Below are 26,774 nucleotides of genomic sequence, written 5' to 3'. Positions count from 1 at the left end.
GATGGCGGTCGCGATCATCGGAGGGACGGGCTTTCTCGGCACCGCCATTGCCAAGGCGCTGGTGGCGCGCGGCGAGACACCCGTCCAGGTGGCCCGCCTGACCTCGCCCTACGAGGTGGTGACGGGCAGCATCACCGCCGCCGCCGACCGGGCGGACCAGCCCGCGCTGGAGGCGATCTTCGCCGAGCATGGCGTCACCCGCGTCATCGACGTGCTCACCCTGTCGCTGGAGAACACCCGCGCCCTCCTCGCCGCCACGGCGGCGGCAGGCGCGCGCTATGTCATGATCAGCGCCATCGACGTCTATGCCAATTACGGCGGGCTCATGGGGATGGAGACGCCGCCGGTGGTGAAGCGCCCCTCGCGCGAGGATGACCCGGTCCGCACGGCGCTCTACCCCTATCGCGGCAATCCGCGCCGGCCCAAGGGCTTCGACGATGCGCTGATCGACGATTACGACAAGGTGCCGATCGAGGCCGCCGCCCGCGAGGATGCGCGCCTCGATGCCACCATCCTGCGCCTGCCAGCCATCTACGGCCCCGGCGACAAGCAGGGCCGCTTCACCTGGATCACCGAGGCGCTCGCAGCAGGCGGCCCGATCCGCATGGACGAACGCGCCGCCGCCTGGCCGCAGACCTTCATCACGCTGGACGACGCCGCCGCCGCCGTGGCGCTCGCCGCCACCAGCGACTGCGGCGGCGAGACTTTCAACATCGCCCCGCCCATCCAGCGCACCATGGGCGAGTGGGCCGCCCTCTTCGCCCGGCTGGCGGGCCGGGACGGCGCCGTCGAGCTGATGCCTCCCGGCAGCGGCGGCCTGATGCAGGAGCGCGCCGAGGTCACCAACATGGCCTACCCGCTCACCATGGACGGCGCCCGCTTCGAGGCGCGCTTCGGCCCGGTGCAGCAGCGGCCCGAGGAGGAGGTGCTGCGCAGCCTCCTGCCCTAGCCGAGCCAAGTCCCTTTCGAGATGGCCCCCTCACGAGAGAGGCTCCGCCAACTCACGCCGCGGTCCCCCAACCGTCGTTCTCAACGCGGTCCGCGCCCGTCACCTCGTCCAGCAGCCGGCGCCAGTCGGCACGGGTCGTACCGACCGGAGCGCCGGGCCGCTTCAAGCTCTTCGCGGTCACCAGGCGGTTGAACCCAACCACCCAGTCGTCGACGCCCCCGCCCGTCACCTGCAAGGCGCCCGTCTGCACGTGGTCGCGCAGGCCGTCGACGTTGGAGACGAGCACCGGGCGGCGGGCGGCGAGGGCTTCGAGGGCGACGAGGCCGTAGGGCTCCCAGCGAGAGGGCATGGCGATGGCATCGCAGGCCGCGATGGCGGTGGCCGGATCGGCGGCAAAGCCGGGGAAGGAGATGCGGGGATCGGCGCCGGCGAGCTCTTCCAGCCGGGCGCGCTCGGGGCCGTCGCCGATGATCCGCAGGCGCAGGTCCTCGCCCTCGATCTGGCGGAAGGCCCGGATCAGGATGTCGAAGCCCTTCTGCCGGTCGAACCGGCCGATGGCGCCTATAGTACGCACCGGGCCCTCGGGCGCGTCCAGCGCGCGGAAGTCCGAGAGGTCGAGCGAGGGGCGGATGACCTCCAGCCTGCCCTCGGCGACCAGCCCGCGCCGCGCCATCCAGTCCGCCTGCGCGGCGCTGACCGCGACGACGCGCTCGAACATGGCGTAGCCGGTGCGCAGCAGCGTGTAGAAGCGCGCGGCCCGGGTCACGTTATGGGCGACGAAGCCGGCGGAGTAGCTGTGCTCGACATGGATGAGCGGCGTGCCGGGGTGGCGGGCGCGCAGGAACATGAGGCCCGGCAGCCCGCGCCAGCTGAGCGTCAGGTGCGAGACGATGACGTCGGCCTCGATGCGGGTGGCGGCGGGGCGATAGCGGGAGACGGGGACGATCTCGTGGCGGCCGAGCGCGGCCATGCCGGGGTCGCTGGCGATGAAATCGAGGTAGCGGGTCACGCCGCCGGGGTTCTGGTCGTCGATGAGGTGAGCGATGCGAAGCATGGGGAGGTCTCCTTGAGCGAAGGGTCAGGCGCCGGCCGGGCGGCGAAGCAGGGGCAGGCGCGCGGCGCCGAGGGCGTAGAGCACCGCTGCGGCGGCGATGGTCGTGGCGCTCTTGGCAGGCTCCTGCCAGAGCGGGCGGCGGGAGGCGGCGAGCGAGGCGCGCACCCGGGCCAGCGCCTCCTGCCCGTCACCGGAGGAGATCGCCCGGCGGGCGAGATAGCGCTGCATGTAGGCGCGGGCCGTGGGCGTGTGGCGGGCCATGAACTCCGGCGCGATGGGGGTGAGCTTGGCGACCAGCCGCTCCCAGGTGGCGAACTGGCGGGCGGTGCCGGCGGAAAGGCCGCTGGCCACGATGCGGTAGCGGGTCAGCAGGCCGGGGATGCCTTCGACATCCCAGTCGGTCGTCAGCTTGAAGCGCAGCCAGCATTCGACGTCTTCCGACTGGCGGAAGCTCTCGTCGAACCAGCAGGTCCGCTCCGGCTCCCCGGGGCAGGCGAAGGCGATGTCGTCCAGCGCGGCGCGGCGGATGACGGGGGCCGATCCGTTGCCGATAGGATTGCGCAGGAAGATGTGCGCCGCCGACACCTCGGTCAGGCGGGGGCGCTGCGCGATGCGGAGCGGCTTGCCGGCCGCGTCGATCAGCTCCGAGCCGGAGTAGCTGATGCCGACGTTCGGGTTCGCCTCCAGATGCGCGACGTGGGCGGCGAGCTTTGTCGGGCGCCAGAGGTCATCGGCGTCGCAGAAGCCGAGGAAGGCGCCGCGGGCATGGGCGATGCCGCTGTTGCGGGCGCCGGCGAGGCCGCGGTTGGGCTGCTGGATCAGGCGGATGCGGGCGTCGCCGAGGCTGCGGGCGACGGCGGCGGTCCGGTCCGTCGAGCCATCGTCGACGACGACGATCTCGAAGTCGCCGTAGGTCTGGGCGCAGAGGCCCTCCAGCGTCTCGTGGAGAGTGGTCTCGCAATTGTAGGCGGGCACGATGATGGAAGCGCGGGGCATGGGTCTGACCTTTCAGCTGGCGAAGAGGGCCCGGCGCACCGGCGCGGGCAGGAGGGGGGCGGTGACCGCGCCGAGGGCTGTCAGGCTGCCGCGGCGCAGGTCGGAGAAGAAGCCGCGCGGGCTCTCCTTGATTCCTGCGGCGGCGAGGCGGAGGGCCTCGCTGGCCGGGGCGCCGACGCGCAGGGCGCGGCGGGCGAGGTAGCGCAGGTGGATGGCCTCGGCGCGCGGATCGGGCTCGTAGCCGAAGCCGGCGGCGGTGCGCAGGGCCTTGCGGCGCCCTTCCTCCATCGCTTGAAGATCGGAGGAAAGGCCGGTGACGCTGGTGCGGTAGTGCACGAGCGTCTCGTCGATGCCCTGGATCCAGAGGCCCTTGGCGACGGCGCGGATCAGCCATTCGAGGTCTTCGTTGTGCACCATCGTGGTGTCGAACCCCTCGGTCAGCTGGAAGGCGGAGCGCCGCACGACGAGGTTCGACATCGTGCAGACCGGGTTCTCGCCCATCAGCACCTGCACGCTCAGCGGCTCTTCCGTCACGGTCGACTGGCTCGTCGAGCGGGAGCCGCGGAAGAAGGCGACGCGGGCGTAGGCGCCGTCGAAGCGGCCGTCGTCCATCACCTCGGCCATGCGCTCGAGCTTGTCGTGGGCCCAGATGTCATCGGCGTCGCAGAAGGCGATAATCTCGCCGCGCGCCACCGCCACGCCGTCGTTGCGCGCCCGGCTCGGGCCCTTGCCCTTGTTGATCAGCACGCGGACGCGGGGGTCGGCGGCGGCTCGGGCGAGGATCCGGGGCGTGCAGTCCGAGGACCAGTCGTCGATGCAGATCAGCTCCCAGTCGGTGTTGGTCTGCAGGGCGATGCTCTGCAGCGTGTCCTCCAGCGTGTCGGCGGCGTTGAAGCAGGGCATGATGATGGAGAAGCGGGGCATGTCAGAGGGCCTCCTTGAAAGCGGGGCGGTGAGCGGGGCGGAAGGCGGGAGCGAGGGCGGGCAGCGCCGCCCCGGCTTGCGTGATCGTGGCGACGACGAGGTAGCCGGTGGCCACCGCCGTCAGCCCGTGGGGAGCGAGGATCGCGGTGTTGGCCATGAGCGCGGCGGCGGTGACGCAGGTCACGGCGAACTCCACCTGCGGCCGGCCCTCGGCGCGCAGCCATTGAGCGGCGGCGCTCCAGATGACGCCGGGGATGGCGGCGAGGCAGAGGATGGAGACGACATCGCTCACCCCCTCCCAGCCGGCGCCGAAGAGCACGGGTACGTAGAGCGGCGCAGCAATGGCCTGCAGGATGACGATGGCCGAGATCGCGAGCCCGCCGAGACCGAGGGCGCCGCGCAGCGTCGCCAGCCGGTCGCGGGCGGTACACAGATGAGGGAAAAGCGCGACGGAGAAGGCCTGGGCAAAGGAATTGGCGAGGCCGAGGCCGGCGTTGAAGGCCATGAAGTAGAGGCCCAGCGCCTCGGCCCCCATCAGCGCGCCGATGATCAGCTTGTCGCCCTGCATCCGCAGCGCTTTGACGACCTCCACTCCGAGCACGGCCCAGCCGTAGCGCAGGAAGGGGGCGAGCGGCGCGGGCGTGACGGAGCGGTCGACGGTCCACGGGTGCAGGCGGCGCGAGGCGATGAGCCAGATGGGCGCGGCGATCAGGCGCGGCAGCACCAGCGCCAGCGGCCCGGGCGCCACGAAGGCGAGGAGCGCCGTCAGGGCGTTTGCGCCGACCACCTGACCCGCGGCGATGGCCGCGGTCTGGCGCAGCTTACCGGCGCGCATGGCGAGGGCGTTCTGCACGAGGCCGGCGGGCATGAAGAGATATTCGCCGGCGAGGATCGCGACGAGGGCGAAGAGCGCCGCGTCGCCGCTGACCTGCCAGATCACCGCGCCCACGCCGAGCTGCAGCGCGAAGAGGCCGAGGCACCAGGCCCAGAAGATGCGCTGCGCCGTGCGGCAGGTCGCCTCCAGCGCGTCGTCGCTGGCGGCGATGATGCGCTGGCCGGCACCGTTCTCGGTGAGGGCCTTCAGGATGTCGGCGGCGGCGAGCGCGGCGGCGGCGACGCCGATGGCGGCGACATCCATGGTGCGCGCCACGGCGACCACGACGAGCAGCCGCGAGGCCTTGGCCGCCGCCTCGGAGAGGCTGTAGGCCACGAGGTGCCGGGCGAAGGGGCCGATCTGGGCTGCGAGGGTCATGGGCGGTCTGTCCATCTGGCTGGAGCCGGAAAGCTCGTGTGTTGCCCGATGGATAAAGGCCCGCCCGCCCCCCGTCGCGCGCCCGGCGGGACAGCCGAGTGGCGCGACGGGAGAGCGACCTATCCTTAGGGATATGTTTAGGATGCGGCGAAGGCGATGGACGCCGCGCGCGGCCCCGCGCTAGGCTTTCCCCAGAGGCAGAAAAACCGGAACGGGGGGCACATGGCGCCGAGGATTGGGCAGGTTGTCTGCCGGCTGATGGGCGCCGCCGCTCTGGCCGGCTGCGCAGCCATCGAGACGGCCGACAATATCGAGCCGGTCGCCGAGGGCCGGGGCTACCAGGCCCAGTATCGCGCCCTCGCCTACCCGCCCGCCAACTTCCTGCAGGCGGAGGAGATCAATGCCCGCAGCTGCCGCTCGCCCGATGGTGCGGTGGCGGCCGAGGGCGCTGCCGGCAAGCTGGGCGCGCGGCTGCCCGAGGTGCTGCGCGGCGAGGTGCTCTCGCGCGGCGATCTGCTCGACCTGCGCCTGCCCGATGAGGAGACGTTCAGCGGCGAATACGTCATCTCGCGCGATGGCACGCTGAAGGTGCCCTATCTCTCCCCCATCCCGGCGCAGGGCCGATCCGCCGCCAGCGTCGCCGCCGACATCCGACAGGGGCTCGTGGCGGGCGGCTATTACGACGACCGGCCCGATGTCTCGCTGCTGGTGCTCGATTTCGCCTCGGCCCGCATCGGGGTGAGCGGCGCTGTCTTCGATCCCAACCCGGTGGATATCGGCGGCGTGCCCGGCGACGCGGTGGATGCGCGCCGGCAGGCCGCGCGGGGCAGCTCGACCGAGGGTCGTAACCTTTCCGTTGCGCTGCGCAGCGCCGGCGGCATCCGCCCCGATGCCGATCTCTCCGCCGTGCGCCTCACCCGGGCCGGCACGAACTACGTGATCGACCTGCGCGGCGCCATCGAAGGGCGGGCCTTCGAGGACGTGATGCTGCTGGCGGGCGACGAGATCTACGTCCCCTCGCGCTTCTGCTTTCAGGACGCGCTGATGAAGCCGAGCCCGATCTCGCCGCCCGGCATCTCGCTCTACCTCTCCAACCTCACCCAGCCCGCCACCGGCAACGCGCCCTCGGCCATCGGCCAGACGGTGCGCGAGGTGCCCTATGGCACGCGCTACATGCAGGCGGTGATCGATGCTAATTGCGTCGGCGGGGCGCGGGCGACCAGCGCCGACCGCTCCGCCGCGCTCTTCACCCGCAATCCGATGACCGGCGTCTCCGCCGTGATCGAGCGGCCCATCGAGGAGATGCGCGCCCGGCCCGACCGCGACGATTACGACCCCTACCTGCTGCCCGGCGATGCCATCGCCTGCTACGACAGCGGCGTCACCAACCTCGGCGAGATCGGGCGGGTGCTCGGCGTCTTCACCGCCGGCGCGCTCATTCCGTAAGGGCCTGCTCGCCCTGCCAGGCGTCCAGCGCCTGCCGGCTCTCGGCCCAGAGTTCCGGCAGCTGTGCAAGATCGCCCTCGCTGACCTCTCCGCGCTTGGCCGCCGTCTCCACCCGGCCCAGAAGCTGGCGCAGCGCGGTGAGCCCGAGCGTGGCGCAAGAGCCGGCGCATTTATGCGCCAGCGCGCCGAGCTCGGCCGGCGGCAGGTCGCTTGCCGTCAGCCGCGTGACGCCCTCGTCCATCTCGGCGCGGAAGGTCGCGAGAAGGCGCTCCAGATCGGCGGGGCGGATCGTCTGGGACAGCTCGCCGAGCTGCGCGCGGTCGATCAGCCCGCTAGCCGGCTCGGCCATGGTAACGGAGCCGCCAGAATAGCCCGCCGCGATGCCGCGGAGGAGACCGGAGAGCACCTTGCGGTCGATAGGCTTTGAGAGGCAATGCGCCATCCCCGCCTCGCGGAAGCGCTCCACCTCCTCCGGCAGGGCATGGGCGGTGAGGGCGATGATGGGCGTGGTGGCGGAGCGGCCGGAGCCGGCGCGGATCTTCCGTGCCGCCGTCTGGCCATCCATCACGGGCATCGAGATATCCATCAAGATGACGTCGAACGGGTGGGACTCGGCCCATTCCACGCCCGCGCGCCCGTCGACAGCCTCCGTCACCTTGTGGCCCTCGGATTCCAGCAGGCCGCGGGCGACGAAGCGGTTCATCTCGTTGTCTTCCACGAGGAGCACGTCGAGCGGCCGGACCGGGAGGGTGGCGTTGCCCCCCTGCCCCGGCAGCGGCGTCTCCTCCGCCTCGGCGGGCGGCAGGGAGAGGCGGACCCAGAAGAGGCTGCCCTCCCCCGGCTCGCTCTCCACCCCGATCTCGCCGCCCATGACGCCGACGAGGCGCCGCGCGATCCCGAGGCCGAGCCCGGTGCCGCCGGCCTGCCGGGAATAGGAGCTGTCGAGCGTCTCGAAATCCTGAAAGATCCGCTCGAGCTGGGCCTCCGCGATGCCGATGCCGGTGTCGGCGACGCGGAATTCCACCAGCCCCCCCTCACCCGGCAGCCGCTCCACCTCGATGTCGATGGAGCCGGCGCGGGTGAACTTCACCGCGTTGCCGACGAGGTTGAGCAGCACCTGCCGCAGCCGCCGCGAGTCGCCCCGCACGATGTCGAGGCCCGGGGTCAGCGGCCGCCAGCGCAGGCTGTTGCCGTTGCTCGAGGCCAGCGTCGCCGTCGTCTCCACCACCCCGTCGAGCAGGGCGGAGACGGAAAAGGGCCGGCGCTCGGCCTTGAGCTTGCCGGCCTCGAACTTGGCGAGGTCGAGCACGTCGTTGACGAGGCCGAGGAGCAGCCGGCCAGAGCTGTGCATCCGGTCGAGGAGCTCGCTCTGACGCTGGCTGAGGCTGTGATCGCGCATCAGCTGCATGGTGCCCATCAGGCCGTTGAGCGGCGTGCGCATCTCGTGGCTCATCACGGCGAGGAACTCCGCCTTGGCCCGCTCGCCGGCCAGTGCCTTGTCGCGTGCCTCGGTCAGCCCCTCCTCGGCCTCCTTGCGGCGCGAGATATCGCGGATGAAGGCCACGTAGATCGGGTCTGTCTCGTCGGCCGTGCGCGCGATGGAGACCTCGGCGGGAAAGCGGCGGCCGCTGCGAGAGACGGCTTCGGTCTCGTAGTGCAGGGCCGTCGTGCCGGCGCGGCCGTCCTCCTGGAAGAAGGCCCGCGTCGCCTCCTGCAGGGCGGGCGCCACGTCGGCGGGGTAGATCGTCTCCAGCGCCCGTCGGCCGATACCCTCTTCGCGGCTGTAGCCGAAGAGGCGGACGCCGGCGGTGTTCATGTCGAGGATGGCGCCGTCGCGGTCGCAGACGAGGATCGCATCGGCGGCCGCCTCGACGATGGCGCGCATCCGGTCCCCCGCCCGCTCCATCGCCTGCGCCTGCCGGCGCGAGACGCGGTATAGCCGGCGGAAGGAGTTGGTGAGCAGCGCGAAGCCGCCGAGCAAAAGCCCCAGCACGCCGACCATCTGCGCGAGGGTGCGCCGCACGTCCTCCCGCCGCTCGTCGGAAGATTCGGCGAAGCTGGCGAGCCCCGCGAGCGACAGGGCGCGCACCTGCGGCAGCAGCGCCTGCGCCTCGGCGGAGAGCGCTGGCAGCGCCGCCGCGAGCTGCGCGTCGGGGCTGTCGATGACGGGCACGGCGGCGTCGAGGAAGTCGGTGATCTCCTCATTGGCCGCGATGAATTCCGGCGACGAGCGCACGGCGCTGTAGGTCGAGGCCGAGGCGAAGGTGCCGATGCGGCTGTAGAACACGTCGAACCGCCGGCGGAGGGTGTCGAGGCTCACCTCCTCCTCCCCCGCGCGCTCGATGGCGAGCTGGAACTGCAGGAACTCCACCTCGGTCTGCGCGAGGCTCCACTGGGCATTGTCGGAATTGGCGGTGCCGAGATCCTCGATCTCCCGCAGGACGAGCCAGCCCATCCCCACCGCGGCGCCGAAGCACAGCAGCAGCAGGAAGACCCAGAGGAGCGTGCGCGAGCCCGGCGCCTCGTCGGCGGGGCCCGCGTCCTGCAGCACGTCTCGGCTCGGCTCATCCATGGCTCAACGCTACTCCGCGACGGTGATCCGGTCCAACTGCCAGATGCTGCGCGAGTAGATGACCTCGGTCTGGTAGTCCTCGCTGGCATCGAAGGGGTAGACGACCCAGAGCGGCCCCTTGTCGCGCACCGGCATCTCCTCGCCGTTGCGCAGGTAGGCCACGATGGGCCCGCCCTCGACCCAGTCCTCGCGGGGGATGTCGACGGCGTAGTCGTTGATGGCGGTGGCCGCGATGCTGTCGCCGGTGGCGCCGACGGCCTCCAGAAGCGTGGCGAGCTCGACGCCGGTGAAGGTCTGCACGCCTTCGGTCCAGGTCGTCTCGGTCTCGAAGGTCACGGGGCCGAGCGCTTCCAGCATGGCGCGGTCGAAGACGGCGCGGCCGTCGTCATTGGTCTCGGTGATGGCCCCGTCGATGGTGAGGAGGATGTCCCCCTCCGGCGTGCCCAGCTCCTGCGCGGCGAGCGGCAGGGCGGCGAGGGCGTAGACGGCGGCGGCGATGAGGTGGCGATGGAAGTGCATTGGCGTCTCTCCGATCTGGCTGGCAGGTCTATCTCACGAAGGCGGCGCCCCGTGCAGTCGGGCATCGGAAGAGGCCCCCTATCCCTTCGGATAGGTCGTCCCCCTCGCGGCGCGTCAGAAGGCCCCGCGCCCGCCGATCACCGCCTTCGCCGTCATGCCGATCAGCAGCAGGTCGAGCAGCGTCGAGCGCGAGCGGGCATAGGCGAGATCCATGTCGATCATCTTGTCGAAGCCGATCTCCGCCCGGCCGGAGACCTGCCACATCCCCGTCAGCCCCGGCTTCACGGCAAGCCGGCCATGGGCGCGGGCGGGATAGGCGGCGACCTCCTCGGGCAGCGCCGGGCGCGGGCCGACGAGCGACATCTGGCCCTTCAGCACGTTCAGCACCTGCGGCAGCTCGTCGATGGAGAAGCGGCGGAGGAGCCGCCCCACGCGGGTCACCCGCGGATCGTTGCGGGACTTGAAGCAGACGCCTTCCCGGTCGGACTGGGCGAGCAGCGCGGCGCGGCGGGCTTCGGCGTCGATATGCATCGAGCGGAACTTCAGCATGGTGAAGGGCACACCATCCTTGCCGACGCGCACCTGCCGGAAGAAGACGGGGCCCCGGCTCTCCAGCTTGATGGCCGCCGCGATGAGCAGCAGGATCGGCGCCGCCGCGAGCATCGCGATGGCCGAGAGCGAGAGGTCCACCGCCCGCTTGGCCATCGCCGCCCGGTCGCGCCCGGCCCAGGCGCGCACGGCGGCGCGGGCGAGGAATGCGGCATTGCCGGTGAGGTAGCGGCGCGCCATCCGGCGCGGCTCCATCGCCAGCCGCCAGACCCATTCGCAGCGCGCGGCGCGCACCAGCTTCGGCGCCCGGCGGACGCGGCCGGAGAGGAAATCGAAGAGCGCGCCGACGCCGAGCGTGATGCGCGCATCGAGATGGGCGGCGTGGCGGGCGAGCCAGACGTCCTGCGTCGGCACGCCCATCGCGACCAGCACGATGTCGGGCTGCGCGGCATTGATGGCGGCGACGGCGGCGGAGGCGTTCTTCGCCCCCTCGAAGCCATCGCGGGTGCCGACGACACGCAGGCCCGGGATGCGCAGGCAGAGGTTGCGCGCGGCGGCGTCGGCCACGCCCGGCTGGCCGCCGAAGAGGAAGACGCTGAGGCCCTTCGCCGCGGCGGCCTCCAGCAGGGCCGGCACGAAATCGGTGCCGTTGAGGTTCTCGGCGAGGCGGTCGCCGGCCATGCGGGCGGCGAGCTCCACCCCGATGCCGTCGGGCAGCACGAGGTCGGCGGTGTGCAGCGCGTCTTCATAGGCGCTGTCGCGGACCATGACGTTGGCGCAATGCGCGTTGAGGAAGGCGACGCGGCTGCGCCGGCCCGGCGCGAGCAGATGATCGATCACGCTGCGGGTGCTGGCGCTGACCAGCGGCAGGCCGAACACCCGTACGGGGGTGAGGCCCGAGGGGGCCGGCGGAGCGGCGCGGAGGGCGGGGGTCTGCTCTGAGGAGAGGGCGGGGACGGTGGAGACGTAGCTCATTGGAGGCGATCCTTTCACAATCGTTTCCAATGACTTGCGGGAGGAGACGCCCGCCGCTCAACGGCGCGGCCGGCGAGGTCTCGGCCCCGGATGGCGGGGCGCCGTCCCCGGCCGGAGAGCCTCCTGTCCCCGGCCGGATCGCGCGCTATCCCATCGGGCGCGCGCCCTTATCCGGGTGGGTAGGTCGCGCATGGCCCCTGCCCTGCTATTGACACTATCTTGAGTAATTTCGGGTCCGCGCCGCGAGCCGCGACCGGCCGCCCATGCTATGAAGCCCCACGCCGACTGAACGCCGGGAGCGCCAGCGCTCCACCACGGAGACGAAGCCCATGCGGATCCTGATTGCCGACGATCACGACCTTCTGCGCGACACGCTGGTGATGTTCCTCGCGAGTGAAGCCAACCTCGAGACGGAAACGGCCGCCAACTTCAGCGAGGCCGAGAAGCTCGTCGCCGAGCAGCCCTTCGCCCTCGTCCTCCTCGATTACGGCATGCCGGGAATGAACGGTCTGTCTGGCCTCTCACGCATCATGGAGATGCCGGGGGAGCACCACGTCGCCATCATCTCCGGCACCGCCGACCGCGAGGTGGCCGAGCAGACGCTCGCCGCCGGGGCCGCCGGCTTCCTGCCCAAGACGCTCTCGGCCAAGTCGCTCGTCAACGCGATCCGCTTCATGGCGATGGGCGAGCAATACGCGCCCCTCGACTTCCTGCGCGCCACGGAGGAGACGGTCGCCAACCCGCTCGCCGACAAGCTCTCTCAGCGCGAGATCGAGGTGCTGCAGGGGCTGACGGAGGGGAAGTCGAACAAGGAGATCGCCCGCGATCTCGACATCCGCGAGCCCACGGTGAAGCTCCACATGAAGACGCTCTACCGCAAGATCGGCGCCAGCAACCGCACGCAGGCCGCCATGATCGCTCGCGACCAGGGCCTGTTCTGACCTACGCTTTCCGGGTGCTCGGCTTTGGCATTGTGTGGTGAGGACGAGACAGCCGGCGGTTCGAACGCCCAATGACCGCTTAGAGCCCATTCCACGCCTTTGACAGCCTGCATCGACCGGCCGTTACCAACGCCTCATGTGCGGTCATCCTGAGGGCGTTGGCGAGACTCGAAGCTACACTGTCGATCCTCACACGCGAACGGCAGGCAGGGGGAAGAGGTGATTACGCCAAGTGGTGTTGGTGAGGCGGCCATCGGGTTTCTCGGCAGGATCCTCAGCGGGCAGTACGAGATGCAGGTCAGGCGGTAGGATACCGAACCCGGCGCAATGGCGCAGGACATGCGAAAGCATCGCCCCGTCGCGGTGCCCAGGCAAGGATCTAAGCGAAGCTCCACGGCCGCAACTGCGAACGCGCCGAGGTATCATTCACCGAACGCATATCCGAAGCGGGCAATTAGGGCGGCGTTGCGGCGTGCGACGATCTCGCGAAGCGGGTCCGTGTAATAGTCCGTGTAGTGGCCGCGCTGCGACTTGTTCTGGTGCGGGAGCGAAATAGCCCGACCGAGCCTGTCGCAGATGCGCGCCCAGTCCTGGGACAGCTGTTCGAACCGGGCGTAGAACGCGAGCGGGACCGGGTCTTCCCCATTGCGTCCGGCCAAGTGCTCGGACTGGGTCAACTGCGTATGGTAGGCGACGAAGGTTTGCGGTGAATTGAACTTGCGCGGGTTGGGGTTCCTCTTGAGCCCCTGGTCCCACGAACCTGTCAGGAACTCAGCGAAGCTCGGCGGCGAATCGCCGTAGGCGCCCGTGTTACGGGTAACGTGCAGCCAGCCAGACACCGCCCAGTCCCACGGGTTGCGCACGAAACAGAAGCTCCATGTTCGGGCGAAGACGGCGGGGTCTAGACGCTCTCCGAGATAGCTCGCCGCGCTTTCGGCTCGGGACATGTCGCGAACCGGATAGGATTGGGTGTCGGGGAACGCCTCGGCCAGTGCCGTCGAGACCGAGTATCCGGCCGTCTTGGGCAAATGCAGGAACAGCGCGTTGCGCGAAGGTATGAATAGGCTGGCCATCGTCTCACATTATTCAAATCGTTTCAGTGGGTCCGAGCCACGCCGTGAAGCACTGACGCTGTCCTAGTATATCTCTGGAAGGGGCACGATGCACAGTCTGGCGCCGGAACGCTCCCCAGACAATCCGGCTCGCATAGCGGACGCTCGTTCCAGCGGCGGAACGGCGGCTTCGTCCCGCATAGTTGACGTCGACCATCGACGTCCTCAGAAGACCCGGCCGAAGACCCGGCCGAAGCCCCCTTGGGACATCGAGTGCGTCACGCAGTGTGCAAGACCTCAAGCTGCAGCGCGGATTTCAAAAGACGGAATCCTGCCCGGCCCTCGATGACCTACCCGTCGGGATAGGCGGGGCATCCCACGGCGCCGGCCGGCTAACCCGGCAGGACGGCGCGCCCATCGCCCAGGTCTCGTATCTCTCCGGCCAAAGGAGAGCACACATGACCCAAGCCCGCCGCACCTTCGTTCCGCCCCTGCTGCGCCTGCCGCTCGTGCAACTGAGTTTCGGGCGGGTCCTCAAGGGGGGCCGCCCGAACGATCTCGGCCGCCTGCCGCGCTACGCGGGGCTCTTCGCCATCGCCCTCGTCTGCGTCTGGGCGCCGATCACCGGCTACCTGAAGACGGCGCCGCTGCGCTACACCTCGGGCATGTCGCTGATCCTGCCGGGCGCCGGGTCCTCCGCCTCGGTCAACCTCGACCAGATCGGGCAGGCCTCCTCCAACTCCAGCTCGCCCTTCTCCAGCAGCTCCGTCAGCCCGACGGAAACCTACAAGCGCCTCTTCGGCGCCGACCGCATCGTCGCGGCGGCCGCGGGCGAGATGGACATGCGGCGGGTCGATTTCGGCCAGCCGCGGGTGGAGCTGATCGACCAGACCGGGCTCATCCATGTCTCCATCACCGGCAACAGCCCCGATGACGCGCAGGCGCGCGGCGAGGCGCTGTTGCAGGCCTTCTTCTCCGAGATCGAGGAGCTGCGGACGGACGAGCTGCACCAGAGGCAGCAAAGCGGCCTCGGAGCCATCGACGATTACCGCAGCTCCGTGCTCGCCACGCGGGACGAGATCTCGCGCCTGCAGCGCGAGACCGGCCTGATCTCCGCCGAGCAGTACGGCGCGCTGGTGGCGGAGGCGGAGACGCTCGCCGCGCGGGTGAGCGACCTCGGCGCCACGCTCGATGACCGGACGGAGGCGGTGGCCGCCTTGCAGGCCTCCCTCGGAACCGATGCGCGCCTCGCCGCCTCTGCCCTGAAGCTGCACGCCGATACCGAGTTCGCGGCGCTGACGGAGGAGATGTCCGCCCAGGCCGCCCTTCTCTCCCAGGCCCGCGCCCGCTTCGGCGAGAGCCACCCCGACGTGCGCGCCGCCCGCTCGGGCTATGCCGCCGCCGAGGCCGAGGCCATGAGCCGCGCCGCCCGGCTCACGGGTCTGGGCGAGGCGGAGCTCGCCACGCTCGACATCAGCCATGTCGGCAGCCGCGCCGGCCTCCTCAGCGATCTCGTCGCCGCCGAGGCGGAGCGCGCGGGCCTTGCCGCCGAGCACGCCGTGCTCACCGAGCGCCTCGCGGCGGTCGAGGCCCGCAAGCTCGACCTCATCGAGCCCGCCGCCCGGCTGGAGGACATGCAGCGCGACTTCCGCGTGGCGGAGGCCGTCTTCGCCTCGGCCATGGCGCGGGCAGAGACGACGAAGACCGATGTCTATGCCTCCTACCCGCTCGTGCAGGTGCTCGAGGACCCCTCGCTGCCGGTGGAGCCCTCCTCGCCGAAGCGCAAGCTCGCCGTCGCCGCCGGCGTCGCGGGCAGCCTCTTCGCGATGATGGGCCTCCTCCTCGGCTGGATCCGCCGCCCGCTGATCACCAGGCTGATCCCCGACGACCCGGTGCAGCCCGGCGCGGCCCCCGCCTACGCGGTGCCGGCGGAATGAGCGCCGCGCCCGCCCACCTCGCCCCGCAGAACCTGGCGGAGGCCATGGCCTTCAAGGCGCTCCGCTGGACATGGCCCTTCTACTTCGTCGGCGCCCTCTACGTGGTGGGCCCGGTGCTGGGCTGGCTGCTGGGCGGGCTTGCCATGCTCTCGCTCTACCTCGGCCCGGCGATCCACCCGGGGCTGCGGGCGAAGGGGGCGGTGCCGGGCGTGGTGTGGCTCTGGATCATCGGGATGCTGGTGATGCTCGTCGCCCTCTGGGTCGGCCATGTCGACTGGGGGCTGGGCCTGAAGCAGACCATCAAGTCCTCCATCGGCTGGGCCAAGGGCTGGGCGCTGCTCGCGCTCTTTCCCCTCGCCGGGGCGGTGCTGCCGATCCGCCGGGAGATCCTCGTGCGGGGGCAATGCGTGGTGGGGGCGTGGACGCTGGCGCTCCTGCCCGTGCTCTTCGCCGCCCCATACGTGGGCCTGCCGGAGAAGATCTTCACCTCTCCGCTGAAGGCCATCGGCGGGCCGGGGCCGGAGTACTTCTCGGTCTACTTCTTCACTTGGGATCCGGCGAGCTGGACGCCGCGCTGGCAGTTCTACGCCCCCTGGTCGCCCTTCGCCGCGCTTCTCGGCGTCGTGCAGGTCGCCTTCGCGCTGGAGGAGCGGAACATCCGCTGGCGCGCCACCGGCCTCGCGGCGGGGACGGCGATGATCCTGCTGTCGAAGTCGCGCATGGGGCTCGTCGGCCTCGTCGCCTGCACCATCGGGCCGCGCCTCCTGCCGCTCCTCCTGAAGGGCTGGGCGTGGCAGCTGATGGCAGCTTTGGCCGCGTCGCTGGCGGTCGTGGGCACGGCGCTGGTGCGGATGGCGCTGGACGGCGTCGCCGCCTTCAAGGGCGCCCGCGCCGACAGCACCCGGGTGCGCGAGACGTTGCAGCGCATCGCCGGCGAGCGCTGGCGGGAGGAGGCCTTCTGGTTCGGCCATGGCACGGTCCATCCCGGCGCGCATGTCGTGGAATACATGCCCATCGGCAGCCACCACACCTGGTGGGGCCTGCTCTTCGTGAAGGGTCTCGTGGGCCTCTTCGCCCTGCTCGTGCCGCTGGGCGTCCAGACCCTGCTCGCCATCGTCGACGCCGCGAAGGGGCCGCGGGGGCGCCTGCCGCTGAGCATCCTCATGACGATCGTGCTGCTCTCCTTCGGCGAGAACCTGGAGATCGAGGCCTACATGCTTTGGCCGGGGCTCGTCGTGCTGGGCATCCATGCGGCGGAGCTGGCCGGAGAGCGTCGGGCGGCTGGAGTGCAGGCGGATTGGCGTGGTGCGGCTGGTAGGGAATATGTGAGGCAAGAAGGAATGGCTTGATGGGTCAAGATCGGAACGGGTTCAGCTCCCCTGTTGGAAGCTGAGAGGCCCCGCTCCTTCGCCACCCCGGACCACCCTGCTCACATCAGCATCGTCTCGTGGAACATTGCCTCGAAGCGCGGCGCGTCCACCCCCGTCGCCACCTCGCAATTGGCCCGCTCCAGACCCATGGGGCGGCGGTCGGGGATGGCCTGGCCGCGGGTGAGGGCGCCGGAGAGCTCGATGTCGATGCGCAGGCGCTCGCGGGTGAGCAGGTCCGGCGCGTGGCAGGCGGCGACGGCGAGCGGGTCGTGCAGGGGGCAGCCCGCAATGCCGGGGTGCATCTGCTCGTAGGAGCGGACGTAGAACTCGGTGATCTCCATCAGCACCCGCCCGGCCTCGGTGCCGTTGGCGCGGATATCGTCCATCATCTCCCGGGACATCAGCGTCGTCATCGTGGCGTCCATGCCGACGAGCGTGATCGGCGCGCTCGATTGCATGAGGATGTGGGCCGCCTCGGGATCGTTGTGGAAGTTGGCGTCGACCATCGGGCGGGCCACGCCGTGGATGCCGGGATGGGCGAGGGTCGAGCCCATGACCACAATCTCCTTCACCAGGCCCGCGATCTCGGGCGCCTTGGCGAGGGCGAGGCCGATGTTGGTCATCGGGCCGACGGGGCAGAGCGCGATCTCACCGGGAGCCTCCTTCACCATGCGGATGATGAAATCGGCGGCGTGCTCGTCCACCGCCTTCGCGGCGGGCTCGGGCAGCTCGACGTCGCCGAGGCCGTTGGACCCATGCACGAAATCCGCCTCGCGCGTGTAGGGCCAGAGGAGCGAGCGGGCGGCGCCCATGGCGACGGGCAGCTCGGGACGGCCGGCAAGCTCGAGGATGCGCAGCGTGTTGGTCGTGGCGATATCGACATCAGTATTGCCGAAGACGCAGGTGAAGCCGACCGGCTCCAGCTCGGGGTGGCGGAGCGCGTAGTAGATGGCGAGCGCGTCGTCGATGCCGGTGTCGACATCCAGCAGGATCTTCTGGGGCATGGGTCTTCTTCTTGAACGAGGGCTATACGGGGGCCATCCGCCGGCGGCGCCCCCGCAGGGCGCCGATGACGAGGGCGACGAGGGTGATCACGTAGGGCACCGCGTCGGTCAGCTGGTTGGGCAGGCCCTGCGCCTGAAGCTGCACCGAGAAGGTGTCGGCGATGGCGAAGAGCAGGCAGACGGCGGCGGCCCAGATGGGGTTGTCGCGCGCCAGCATGACGGCGACGACGGCGATCCAGCCGCGCCCGGCGCTCATGCCCTCGGCGAAGATGCCCACCGTGCCAATGGAGAGCTGCGCCCCGGCCAGCCCGCAAAGCGCGCCCGCGGCAATCACCGTCCACCGCCGGGTGCGGCCAACGTCTATGCCGAGTGTGGTGGCGGCCTCGGGGTTCTGCCCGATGCCGCGCATCCGAAGGCCAAGGGGCGTGCGGAAGAGCACGATTGCCACCACGATGACGAGCAGCCACGACAGATAGGTGATCGGCGTCTGCCGCGAGAAGATCCAGCCGAGCCAGGGGATGGTGTTGATCGCGGGGATGACGATGCGGTCGACCTCGGCGATGGCAGGGTCGGAGAAGACGCCCGCCTGCCCGAAGATCTGGCGGAGCAGATAGGCGGTGAGGCCCGAGGCAAGCAGGTTCATCCCGATGCACAGGACAATGCTGTCACCGCGAAACCGCGTGACGCCATAGGCGAGGATCGTCGAGAACAGCATCGTCGCCAGCACACCGCAGAGAACGCCGCCAAGGGCGGAGCCGGTGAAATAGCTGCCGACGATCGCGAAGAAGGCGCCGATGAGGATCTTGCCCTCCAGCGCGATGTTGAAGACGGCGACCCGCCCGCAGAGCACGCCGGCGAGCGCGGCGAGCAGGATGGGGGTCATGCCGCCGATGGTGGCGTTGACCGTGTAGGCGTTGAGCATGTTCATGGCCGGTCCTTCGGCCCCCGGCCGCCTCCCACCCCGTAGCGCAGCGAGACGAAGAGGATGATGATCGCCTGCAGCACCATCGACAGCACGCGCGGCACCTGGATCTCGCGCTGCATGGCGAAGCCGCCCGTTTGCAGCGCGGCGAAGAAGAAGCCCGCGAGCACCGCCCGCGCCGGGTTGCCGCCGGCCAGCAGCGCCGCCATCAGCCCCGACCAGGTGTAGCTTGGCGAGACGAGCGCGCCGTTCTGGAAGCGGTGATGCACCTCCAGCACCACGATGGCGCCGACGAGCCCGGCGATGGCGCCGCTGGCGAACATCGCGCCCAGCGCCTGCCGCTCGGTCCGCACGCCGCCGTATTCGGCGAACCGCCGGTTGAGCCCGCGCATCCGCAGCTCGTAGCCTGGCACGGTGCGCCGGTCGACATAGATCACCGCGGCGACGACGATCGTCAACAGGACGAGGCCCATGGTCACCGGCCCGAAGAGCTCCGGCAGTTCGGCGCCCGGCGGCACGGGGCGCGTCTGGGTGAGGCCGGTAGAGGTGTCGCGGAGGGGAAAGCCCGTCGCCCAGGAGGTGAGGCCGATGGCGGGGTAGCTGAGAAGCAGCGAGGAGATCAGCATCGGGATGCCGAGCCGCGTCTCTCCCAGTGCCGCCAGCGCGGCCCAGAGGCCGGAGGCGAGCATGGCGCAGAGGATGGCGATGGCGGCGAGAAGGAACCCCGGCAGCGGCACGGCATCGGCGAGATAGATGGGCACCACGGCGGCGACGAAGCCGCCGATGACGATCTGCCCGTCGCCCCCGAGGTTCACCATGCCGCCCCGCAACGGAATGGCGGCGGCGAGCGACATGCCGACGAGCGGGATCGCCCAGCTCAAGGTGTTGCGCCAGTTGCGGGGCGCAAAGGCGCCCTCGACGATCTCGCGGTAGGCGACGAGGGGATTGTCGCCCGAGACGAGCAGCATCAGCGCCCCGATGACGAGGCCGGAGAGGATTGCAAGCGGCACGGGGCCGGGGCGGAGGGACTTCAGGCGCTCCATCACGCGGCCTCGCCCGTGCGGCCGGCCATGAGCAGGCCGAGCTGCGCCTCGGTCGCCTCGCTGGCCGGAAGCTCGGCCAGGATGCGGCCCTCGTACATCACGAGGATGCGGTCGGAGAGGCCAAGGACCTCCGACATCTCGGCGGAGACGAGCAGCACGGCGCGCCCGGCATCCCGCTCCGCCACGATGCGGGCGTGGATCGCCTCGATGGCGCCCACGTCGACGCCGCGCGTGGGCTGCTCGGCGATGAGCAGCGGCGCCTCGTGATCGAGCTCGCGGGCGATGACGACCTTCTGCAGGTTGCCGCCGGAAAGGGTGCCCACCTTCGCCCGCTCGGAGGAGATGCGAATGTCGTTCTGCGCGATCAGCCGCCGGGCCCGCTCGGAGATGGCTGGGAGGTTCAGGAGCCCGCCGCGCGACAGCGCCGCGTCGCCCTGCCGGCCCATCAGCAGCGTCTCGGCCGCGGTGGCGCCGGCAGCGGTGCCGGTGGCCGCGCGATCCTCGGGGATATAGGCAAGGCCGGCCTCGCGGCGCTCGGCCACGCGGAGGGAGGCGATGTCCCTGCCCTTCAGCGTGACTCGGCCAGACCCGGGGCGGAGGCCCGCGATGGCCTCGATCAGCTCGCTCTGCCCGTTGCCCGCCACCCCGGCGATGCCGACGATCTCGCCGGCCCTTACGGTGATGGAGACATCGGCAACGGCGGGCTTCGGCCCCTGCCCCACAGTGAGGCCCGCGACCTGCAGCACAATCTCGCCGGGTGTCGCCGGGCCCTTGGCCACGTCGAGGCTGACCGAGCGGCCGGTCATGGCGGTGATGATCGCCTCGGGCGTGCTCTCCTTCGTCGCCATCCGCTCGGTCACGCGGCCCTGCCGCAGGACGGTGACGCTGTCGGTGATCTCCATCACCTCGTGCAGCTTGTGGGTGACGAAGAGGATGGTGCGGCCGTCATCCCTCAGCGCGCGGATCACGGCGAACAGCCCGTCGCGCTCCTGCGGGGTGAGCACGGCCGTCGGCTCGTCGAGGATGAGGATCTGCGCGTCGCGGTAGAGCGCCTTGAGGATCTCCACCCGCTGGCGGATGCCGACGGAAAGATCGCGCACCCGCTGTGTCACGTCGACCTTCAGGTCATAGCGTTCGGCCAGCCCAGCGACAGAGGCGATGGCGCGGCGCCGGTCGAGAAAGCCGCGGCGCGCGGGCTCGGCGCCCATGACGATGTTCTCCCAGACCGTCAGCTCCTCGAAGAGCTGGAACGCCTGGTGGACCATGCCGAGCCCGTGGCCGATGGCATCGAGGGCGGAGGTGAAATGCACCTGCCGCCCCGCGATGAGGATTTCGCCGTCATCCGGCTGGAGGAGCCCGTAGAGCATCGACATCAAGGTGGATTTCCCCGCGCCGTTCTCTCCCATTACGGCATGGACCTCGCCTTTCTTCACGCGCAGGTCCACGCCCTCGTTGGCCGTGACCGGGCCGAAGCGCTTGGTCACGCCGATGGTCTCGAGCTCCCATTGCATTCCGGCTTACTCGGCCATCTGCATCGGGTCGGCGACCTCCAGCTCGCCCGCCACGATCTGGTCGCGAAGGGCGGCGACCTGCTCGATCACCTCAGGGTAATTCGCGATGAGGCACTCGCTGTCCTCGACGCCGGGCTTGAGGCTGGTCAGCGTCATGCCCTCGTCGGCAAGGCCCAGCGCCACGATGGCGGGCTGGGTGCCCTCGATGATGCCGCGCACGCCCATTTCGACGACGATGTCGGTGTTCTTCTCGATGTTATCCATCACCACGCCCGGGGCCTGCAGGCACTGGTTGATATCCACCCCGAAGCCCGCCGCGCCCGGGAAATCCTCCAGCGCGCGGAAGACACCGCCATTGGTGCCCGAGGCCGCCGTCAGGATGCGGTCGGCGCCGCCCGAAGCCATGATCGTGGCCCGCTGCTGGCCGCGCGCGGGATCGGCGAAGGGATTGTCGCCGCCGATCCAGAGCGTCGGCGCCACCTCGATCTCGGGCATCACATGCTCGGCGCCGGCGATGAAAGCGTCGGTGTAGCGGTGGATGAAGGGGATATCGAGCGCGCCGATGGCGCCGATCGTGCCCGTCTCGGAGGTCAGCGCCGCGACGGCGCCGGCAAGGAAGGCCGTCTCGTATTCGCGGAAGACCGAGCAATGCACGTTCTCGGGCGCATCGGGCGTGCAGCTGTCGACCTGCAGGAACTGCGTCTCGGGATAGTCACGCGCCACGTCGGCGAGGATCTCGTCGAACTCGAAGGTGATGGCGACGACGATGTCGGCCTCCTGCGCGGCGGCCTCGAGGTTCTGCAGCTTCACCGTGGGGTCGGAGCTTTCGAATATCTTGGCGTCGAGCCCCATCTCCTCGGCGATGCGCATCGTGCCGTCGGCGCCGAGCTGCAGGAAGTCGTTGATGCCTACCGGGTTGGGCGAGACGTAGATGATCGACTGGTACTCCTGCGCGGAGACGGGCGCGGAGAGGGCGAGGAGGGAGGCGGCAGCGAGGGGGAATTTCATCAGGGGTATCCTTGTGAGTGGGCCTTTGAGGGGGTCAATAGGGCGTATCGCCGGCATCGGCGTTGATGGCCTGCCCGCGCACGAGCATGGCGTCGTCCGTCAGCAGGAACGAGATGACGGCGGCCACCTCGGCGGGCGCGATGTGGCGGCCGAGCTGGGGCATGGTCATCTGCGAGAAGACGGCCTCGGGGTCCTCACCCGTGACCTTGCTGTAATCCTCCGCCACCTGCCGCAGCATCGGCGTCGCGACCCCGCCGGGGCAGACGCAATTGACGTTGATGTCATGCGGCGCCAGCCGGGCGGCGAGGATGCGCGTCCACGAGATGACGGCGGCCTTGGAGCTGGAATAGGCGAGGCTGTCGAGATGGCCCTTCTTGCCCGCCTCGGAGGCGAGGGTGACGATGGCGCCGGGCTTGCCGGCGTCGATCATCATCTTGGCGGCGGCGACGGCCATCTCGTAGGCGCCGAAGACGTTGACCTTGTACTGCAGCTCCCAGTCCTCGCGCGGGATCGCCAGCGGGTCGGAATGGCGCACGATGGCGGCGCAGTTCACGAGGCCGTCGAGGGGGCCGAGCCTGGCGGCGACCTCGGCCATGGCGGCGGCGATGGCCTCGGGGTCAGCCACATCACAGGCGACGGAATGCGCGCCGATCTCCTCGGCGGTGCCGGTCAGGCGGTCGGACGGCAGATCGGCGATCATCACGCTGGCGCCCTCGGCGATCAGTCTCTCGGCCACGGCGCGCCCGATGCCGCTGGCGCCGCCGGTGACCAGCAGGGCCCGTCCGGAGTGACGCCGGGGAACGGGCGCGGCCCGCTCCGCCAGTCGGTGGTCGGATCGGAGTGTCTTGTATTCGCCCATGAATTCGTCCTGCAGCAGATCGTTCCGTCGGAGCTAGACGCCACGCCTCCCGCCGCGCGCGGTCAAGGCGAGGCGGGAGGGAGGGGCGCGACTTTGAGTATCAAAGAGGCAAAATCGGGCGATTAGGCTCACTTTTAGGCAGTGTGAATCCGCTGGTGCCAGGGCGGGCGCACCGGGGTCTCGGGGAGGGCCTGTCGCGCCGTCCAGAGAGGCCGACTCTGTTGCGGCGAGCACTCCCGAGCCTCCCCCGCGCTGGCCCGTTCCAGATCGGGGTCAGGCACCGGCACGGCGGAGAGGCTGGTGGCAGGGACCGGTCATCCGGCCTATCCTTGGCTCGACGCCGCCACGCCCTTGGGCGGCTTGAACACATCGGGCGATCGTCGCGACAACCGGCGTTACGGCCGGGCGGCAGACCTGCCATACAGAGGGCATTCCCGGCGCCGCCTGAGCGCCGCTTCGTCCGAGAAGGAATGACATGACGGCCGACATCCTTTGCCTCACCTCCCTGCCCCCTCACCTGCAGGCGGAGCTGGAGGACCGCTTCACCGTGCACCGGCTCTTCGACGCCGACGACCGGGAGGCTGTGCTCGATGACGCCGGCGGGAGTATCCGCGGGATCGTCACCGATGGCGGCAAGGCAGTGGACGAGGCGCTGCTGGAGCGGCTGCCGAAGCTCGAATTCGTCACCTGCTCCTCGGCCGGCTATGACCGCATCGACACCGCCGCCCTGAAGCGCCGGGGCATCCGCATGGGCAATGTCTCCCCGGCGCTGGAGGATGACGTGGCCGACACTGCCATCCTGCTGCTGATGGCGGCTCGGCGCGATCTGCCTCGCGCCCATGCCCATGTCACCTCGGGCGACTGGGCCGATGGCTCCTACCCGCTGCTCCACAGCTTCACCGGCGGCCGGCTCGGCATCGCGGGGATGGGGCGGATCGGGGCCGCGGTAGCGCGGCGGGCCGAGGGCTTTGGCAAGGAGATCGGCTATTTCTCACGAACCGAGAAGCCGGACGCGCCGGGGCGCCATTTCGATGACCTGACGGAGCTGGCCAAGTGGGCGGGCGACCTGATCGTCTGCCTGCCCGGCGGGGACGCGACACGCCACATGATCGGCGCCGAGGTGATGGCGGCGCAGGGGCCGGAGGGCATCCTCGTCAATGTCGGGCGCGGCTCGGTGGTGGACGAGGCGGCGCTGATCGCCGCGCTGACGGACGGCACGCTCGGGGCGGCGGGGCTCGACGTATTCCACGATGAGCCGACGCCCGATGCGGCGCTGACGGGCCTGCCGAACGTCACCTGCTACCCGCACCATGCCTCGGGCACGGTGGAGGCGCGCGGGGCGATGGCGCAGATGACGCTGGACAACCTCACCGCCTACTTCGACGGGCGCCCCCTGCCCTACGAGGTGTCGCTCTAGGCTGCAGCCGGCGCCCCGAGGGACTCTCGGGGCCTTTGGGGAAGAAGGCCCGCGTCCCAGGCGGGCCTCCTCCGGTGGCGGACGGCTCCTACCAGTCGGCCTCGACGTCACCGCCGGTGAACTGCACGCTCGCGTCGGTGTACTGGAAGAGCTCGATCTTCACGCCGTTCGGATCGTCGATCCACGCCTGCCACGTCTCGTCGACGCCCTTCTTCGGCGCGGTCGGCTCGATGCCCTGCGTGCGGATATGGGCGACCGCCTCCTCCAGATCCTCGACTTCGAGGCACAGGTGGTTGATCTGGTTCTTGCCGCTGTACTCCGCGGAGGCGTTCTCGAAGACCTCCACGAAGGTGCGGTTACCGGCATCGAGGTAGAAGCCGAAGAGATGGCCCTCGCGGGTGAAGTTGAAGACGGTCTTCATGCCGAGCACGTCCTCGTAGAAGCGGCGTGTCTCCTCGACGTCGCGGGCGAAGATGCAGACATGCGCGAGTTGCTTGAGTTTCAGGGCCATGGCGGCCTCCTGTCTTTTGGGTTGATCGAAAACGCGGGCCGCCGGACGGTCGTTCACCCCAGCCCGTCGCGGAAATCGTTGAGATCGGCATCGACGCTCGATGGCGCGTCGATCCAGTCGTCCATCGCCGCGCCGGTGACCGGGTCGCGGGCGGGGATGGGCAGCATCATGATGCGCTTGGCGGCCTCCCGCGCGGCGAGATCGTCGAGCCGGTCGCCGCGCATGTTGTCCCAGTCACGGCCCTCGGGATAGCCGCCGACGAACAGCACGTCATCGCTGCCGCCGACCATGGCGTGAGACACCCCCGCCGGCATCACCACGACATCGCCGACCTCCAGCCTGACGCGGATGCCGCCGGAGACCGAGAGCTCCAGCTCGATCCAGCCCGCTGCGACGCCCAGCGCCTCGTGGGTCGTCGAGTGGTAATGGGCGTAGTCGTAGATGCCCGGATAGTCCCAGTTGTTCGTCCAGCCGTTGCGGCGAAAGACCTCCCGCACGGCCCCTGCCCCGCCGCCGGGAATGGCGCCGCGGTGGATCAACAGGGGAAAGCGGCTGTTGGGGACGTGCCCCTCCGGGCGCGACGTATGGCGTTCGGTCTCCATCGGATCGGCTCCTGTTCAGGCGGCGCCGGCGGCGAGGCCGAGGCGGCGCATGTGATCCGCCGAGCGCGCGGCGAAGGCACGCCAGTCGGCGGGGTTGTCGTGCTCGGCGACGACGTGAGTCGCGGCGGTCTCCTTCATCAGCGGCACGAGGGCCTCCCAGTCGATGATCCCGTCGCCGGTGGCCCGCCAGCCATCCTCCGTTCCCATGCCATCGGGGCCAGCGGTGTCCTTGAGCTGGATGGCGACGATGCGGTCGGCGTAGCGCCGCAGCTCCTCAGCCGGGTCGGCGCCGCCGCGGACGATCCAGCCGCAATCGATCTCGAACTTCACGGCATCGGAGACGCCGAGGATGTGCTCGATGGGGCGGGTGCCGTCCGGCAGGGGTGCATATTCGAAGTCGTGGTTGTGCCAGGCGACGGTGAGGCCCCGCCGTTCCGCCACCTCCGCCCCGCGGGCCAGCCTCTCGCCCACGCCGCGCCAGAACTCGGGCTTCGGCTGGCGCTCCTCCGCCGGGACGAAGGGCGGGATCAGCACCTCGGCCTCCATCGCCTCGGCGATGTCGCACCAGCGCTCGGGATCGGCGGCCAGACCGTCCAGCGGCATGTGAAAGCCGATGATCCGCATCCCCGCCGCCCGGACCTGCCGGCCGAAACCGGCCGGGTCGGCCTCGTAAGCCGGCAGCCATGGCTCGATGGCGTCGTAGCCCATGGCGGCAAGCTCTGGCAGCTGGTCCCCCAGCGGGGGGAAGTTGCGCGAGGAGTAAAGCTGGTAGGCCAGGGGATAGCTCATGAGCCCTGCGGCTCCTTGTCCTTGTCGAACTCCAGAAGCTCGACCATCACGCCGAGGTCCTTGACCGTGTCGTAATAGGCGTAGCGGCCGTGGCTGCCGTCGAACTCGCCGCGCTGGAGCAGGCGGTGGCCCTTCTCCTCGAGATAGGCATTGCGCTTCGTCAGGTTCCGCGTGCGGAAGGCGATGTGGTGGCAGCCGGGGCCCTTCTCCTCCAGCAGGTCGCGCCAGGCGCTCTTCTCGGGGCCGGGCTGCAGGAATTCCACGTCGATGTTGCCGAAGGCGAACATGCGGATGGTGCAGCCGACGCGGGCCGGCTGGCCGTTGTAGATCGCCTGCGCCTCCTCGGGTTCGGCCGCCCTGCCCTCGGGGGGCATCTCCTTGCCGGTAAGGTCGGCGAACCAGCGGGCGGAGGCCTCGGCGTCGTGGGTGACGAAGCAGATCTGCATCACCTCGTCTTCGTCGAGGAGTCGTTTGTCGATCATGGAAGGTCCAATCCTGGGGGCCGCGCGGGACGGCGGCGGAGGGAGAGAGAGGGCCGGGCGGCGGCGGGAGCCCACCGCCCGGCACAGGAC

Annotated in this window: 24 protein-coding genes; 6 read left to right on the top strand and 18 right to left on the bottom strand. The window is 70.2% G+C overall.

What is annotated here, in order from left to right; translation table 11 throughout:
• The first annotated feature begins 1 nt into the window (after nucleotide 1).
• Nucleotides 2-949, top strand: coding sequence for an NAD-dependent epimerase/dehydratase family protein (locus GY170_RS06110; RefSeq protein ID WP_163890956.1), 948 nt, complete (start codon nucleotides 2-4; stop codon nucleotides 947-949).
• Nucleotides 950-1,001: 52 nt separating this feature from the next.
• Here GY170_RS06110 and GY170_RS06105 read toward each other — a convergent pair whose 3' ends face one another.
• From GY170_RS06105 to GY170_RS06090, 4 genes are read right to left on the bottom strand one after another with little or no spacing between them, the layout of a single operon-like run.
• Nucleotides 1,002-2,003, bottom strand: coding sequence for a glycosyltransferase (locus GY170_RS06105; protein WP_163890954.1), 1,002 nt, complete (start codon nucleotides 2,001-2,003; stop codon nucleotides 1,002-1,004).
• 24 nt (nucleotides 2,004-2,027) lie between these two features.
• Nucleotides 2,028-2,999 (bottom strand): glycosyltransferase family 2 protein, encoded by a 972-nt coding sequence (locus tag GY170_RS06100; RefSeq protein ID WP_163890951.1) that lies wholly within the window; start codon nucleotides 2,997-2,999, stop codon nucleotides 2,028-2,030.
• Nucleotides 3,000-3,011: 12 nt separating this feature from the next.
• Complete coding sequence (locus GY170_RS06095) at nucleotides 3,012-3,923, bottom strand: glycosyltransferase family 2 protein (protein WP_163890949.1); 912 nt, start codon at nucleotides 3,921-3,923, stop codon at nucleotides 3,012-3,014.
• A 1-nt stretch (nucleotide 3,924) separates the two neighbouring features.
• Entirely contained in the window at nucleotides 3,925-5,175 is a 1,251-nt protein-coding gene (locus GY170_RS06090) for an oligosaccharide flippase family protein (RefSeq protein WP_163890947.1), read from the bottom strand.
• A gap of 222 nt (nucleotides 5,176-5,397) precedes the next feature.
• On the opposite strand from GY170_RS06090, the gene GY170_RS06085 reads away from it, so the two are divergent.
• Nucleotides 5,398-6,621, top strand: a complete 1,224-nt coding sequence (locus tag GY170_RS06085; protein ID WP_163890945.1) for a polysaccharide biosynthesis/export family protein — start codon at nucleotides 5,398-5,400, stop codon at nucleotides 6,619-6,621.
• Here GY170_RS06085 and GY170_RS06080 read toward each other — a convergent pair.
• The 3 genes from GY170_RS06080 to GY170_RS06070 all read right to left on the bottom strand — a co-directional run bounded on the left by GY170_RS06080 (nucleotide 6,611) and on the right by GY170_RS06070 (nucleotide 11,236).
• Complete coding sequence (locus tag GY170_RS06080) at nucleotides 6,611-9,193, bottom strand: ATP-binding protein (protein ID WP_163890943.1); 2,583 nt, start codon at nucleotides 9,191-9,193, stop codon at nucleotides 6,611-6,613. The two genes, GY170_RS06085 and GY170_RS06080, sit on opposite strands and share 11 nt — an antisense overlap.
• A 9-nt stretch (nucleotides 9,194-9,202) precedes the next feature.
• A complete protein-coding gene (locus GY170_RS06075; protein WP_163890941.1) occupies nucleotides 9,203-9,712 on the bottom strand; it encodes a putative pterin-binding protein in 510 nt (169 codons plus the stop codon).
• A gap of 114 nt (nucleotides 9,713-9,826) precedes the next feature.
• A complete protein-coding gene (locus GY170_RS06070) occupies nucleotides 9,827-11,236 on the bottom strand; it encodes a WecB/TagA/CpsF family glycosyltransferase (RefSeq protein ID WP_163890939.1) in 1,410 nt (469 codons plus the stop codon).
• A 329-nt stretch (nucleotides 11,237-11,565) separates the two neighbouring features.
• On the opposite strand from GY170_RS06070, the gene GY170_RS06065 reads away from it, so the two are divergent.
• Nucleotides 11,566-12,177, top strand: coding sequence for a response regulator transcription factor (locus tag GY170_RS06065; protein WP_163890929.1), 612 nt, complete (start codon nucleotides 11,566-11,568; stop codon nucleotides 12,175-12,177).
• Nucleotides 12,178-12,599: 422 nt separating this feature from the next.
• Here the strand turns inward: GY170_RS06065 and GY170_RS06060 are convergent, their stop codons facing one another.
• On the bottom strand, nucleotides 12,600-13,250 hold the full coding sequence (locus GY170_RS06060; protein ID WP_163890927.1) for a sulfotransferase family 2 domain-containing protein: 651 nt from the start codon (nucleotides 13,248-13,250) through the stop codon (nucleotides 12,600-12,602).
• Nucleotides 13,251-13,687: 437 nt separating this feature from the next.
• On the opposite strand from GY170_RS06060, the gene GY170_RS06055 reads away from it, so the two are divergent.
• The gene (locus GY170_RS06055; RefSeq protein WP_163890925.1) at nucleotides 13,688-15,166 is read left to right on the top strand and encodes a GumC family protein; all 1,479 of its coding nucleotides are present in this window, start codon (nucleotides 13,688-13,690) and stop codon (nucleotides 15,164-15,166) included.
• Nucleotides 15,163-16,515: a solute carrier organic anion transporter gene (locus tag GY170_RS06050; RefSeq protein WP_235924010.1), complete on the top strand. Its 1,353-nt coding sequence runs from the start codon at nucleotides 15,163-15,165 to the stop codon at nucleotides 16,513-16,515. Before GY170_RS06055 ends, GY170_RS06050 begins: the two co-directional genes overlap by 4 nt.
• Before the next feature lie 80 nt (nucleotides 16,516-16,595).
• Here GY170_RS06050 and GY170_RS06045 read toward each other — a convergent pair whose 3' ends face one another.
• From GY170_RS06045 to GY170_RS06020, 6 genes are read right to left on the bottom strand one after another with little or no spacing between them, the layout of a single operon-like run.
• Nucleotides 16,596-17,540 (bottom strand): nucleoside hydrolase, encoded by a 945-nt coding sequence (locus tag GY170_RS06045; RefSeq protein WP_163890923.1) that lies wholly within the window; start codon nucleotides 17,538-17,540, stop codon nucleotides 16,596-16,598.
• Between the two features lie 22 nt (nucleotides 17,541-17,562).
• On the bottom strand, nucleotides 17,563-18,468 hold the full coding sequence (locus GY170_RS06040) for an ABC transporter permease (RefSeq protein ID WP_163890921.1): 906 nt from the start codon (nucleotides 18,466-18,468) through the stop codon (nucleotides 17,563-17,565).
• Nucleotides 18,465-19,505: an ABC transporter permease gene (locus tag GY170_RS06035; protein WP_163890919.1), complete on the bottom strand. Its 1,041-nt coding sequence runs from the start codon at nucleotides 19,503-19,505 to the stop codon at nucleotides 18,465-18,467. Before GY170_RS06035 ends, GY170_RS06040 begins: the two co-directional genes overlap by 4 nt.
• The gene (locus GY170_RS06030) at nucleotides 19,505-21,016 is read right to left on the bottom strand and encodes an ABC transporter ATP-binding protein (protein WP_163890917.1); all 1,512 of its coding nucleotides are present in this window, start codon (nucleotides 21,014-21,016) and stop codon (nucleotides 19,505-19,507) included. Before GY170_RS06030 ends, GY170_RS06035 begins: the two co-directional genes overlap by 1 nt.
• Nucleotides 21,017-21,022: 6 nt before the next feature.
• Nucleotides 21,023-22,024, bottom strand: a complete 1,002-nt coding sequence (locus GY170_RS06025) for a BMP family ABC transporter substrate-binding protein (RefSeq protein WP_163890915.1) — start codon at nucleotides 22,022-22,024, stop codon at nucleotides 21,023-21,025.
• Between the two features lie 34 nt (nucleotides 22,025-22,058).
• Nucleotides 22,059-22,883 (bottom strand): SDR family NAD(P)-dependent oxidoreductase, encoded by an 825-nt coding sequence (locus GY170_RS06020; protein ID WP_163890913.1) that lies wholly within the window; start codon nucleotides 22,881-22,883, stop codon nucleotides 22,059-22,061.
• 475 nt (nucleotides 22,884-23,358) lie between these two features.
• On the opposite strand from GY170_RS06020, the gene GY170_RS06015 reads away from it, so the two are divergent.
• Nucleotides 23,359-24,300, top strand: a complete 942-nt coding sequence (locus GY170_RS06015) for a 2-hydroxyacid dehydrogenase (RefSeq protein WP_163890911.1) — start codon at nucleotides 23,359-23,361, stop codon at nucleotides 24,298-24,300.
• Nucleotides 24,301-24,388: 88 nt separating this feature from the next.
• Here GY170_RS06015 and GY170_RS06010 read toward each other — a convergent pair whose 3' ends face one another.
• Genes GY170_RS06010 through GY170_RS05995 form a run of 4 tightly spaced genes read right to left on the bottom strand, consistent with a single transcriptional unit; the run spans nucleotide 24,389 to nucleotide 26,684 of the window.
• Entirely contained in the window at nucleotides 24,389-24,811 is a 423-nt protein-coding gene (locus GY170_RS06010) for a VOC family protein (RefSeq protein ID WP_163890909.1), read from the bottom strand.
• A gap of 53 nt (nucleotides 24,812-24,864) precedes the next feature.
• The gene (locus GY170_RS06005) at nucleotides 24,865-25,413 is read right to left on the bottom strand and encodes a cupin domain-containing protein (protein WP_163890907.1); all 549 of its coding nucleotides are present in this window, start codon (nucleotides 25,411-25,413) and stop codon (nucleotides 24,865-24,867) included.
• 15 nt (nucleotides 25,414-25,428) lie between these two features.
• The gene (locus GY170_RS06000) at nucleotides 25,429-26,202 is read right to left on the bottom strand and encodes a sugar phosphate isomerase/epimerase family protein (protein ID WP_163890905.1); all 774 of its coding nucleotides are present in this window, start codon (nucleotides 26,200-26,202) and stop codon (nucleotides 25,429-25,431) included.
• Nucleotides 26,199-26,684, bottom strand: a complete 486-nt coding sequence (locus tag GY170_RS05995; RefSeq protein WP_203531172.1) for a VOC family protein — start codon at nucleotides 26,682-26,684, stop codon at nucleotides 26,199-26,201. The genes GY170_RS06000 and GY170_RS05995 overlap by 4 nt, the downstream gene beginning before the upstream one ends.
• Between the last annotated feature and the right edge of the window lie 90 nt (nucleotides 26,685-26,774).

The organism is Pseudoroseicyclus tamaricis, assembly GCF_012070395.1.
GTDB lineage: Bacteria > Pseudomonadota > Alphaproteobacteria > Rhodobacterales > Rhodobacteraceae > Pseudoroseicyclus_A > Pseudoroseicyclus_A tamaricis.
Note: the sequence above shows the minus strand (reverse complement) of the source record. Positions and strands in the feature narration are given on the sequence as shown.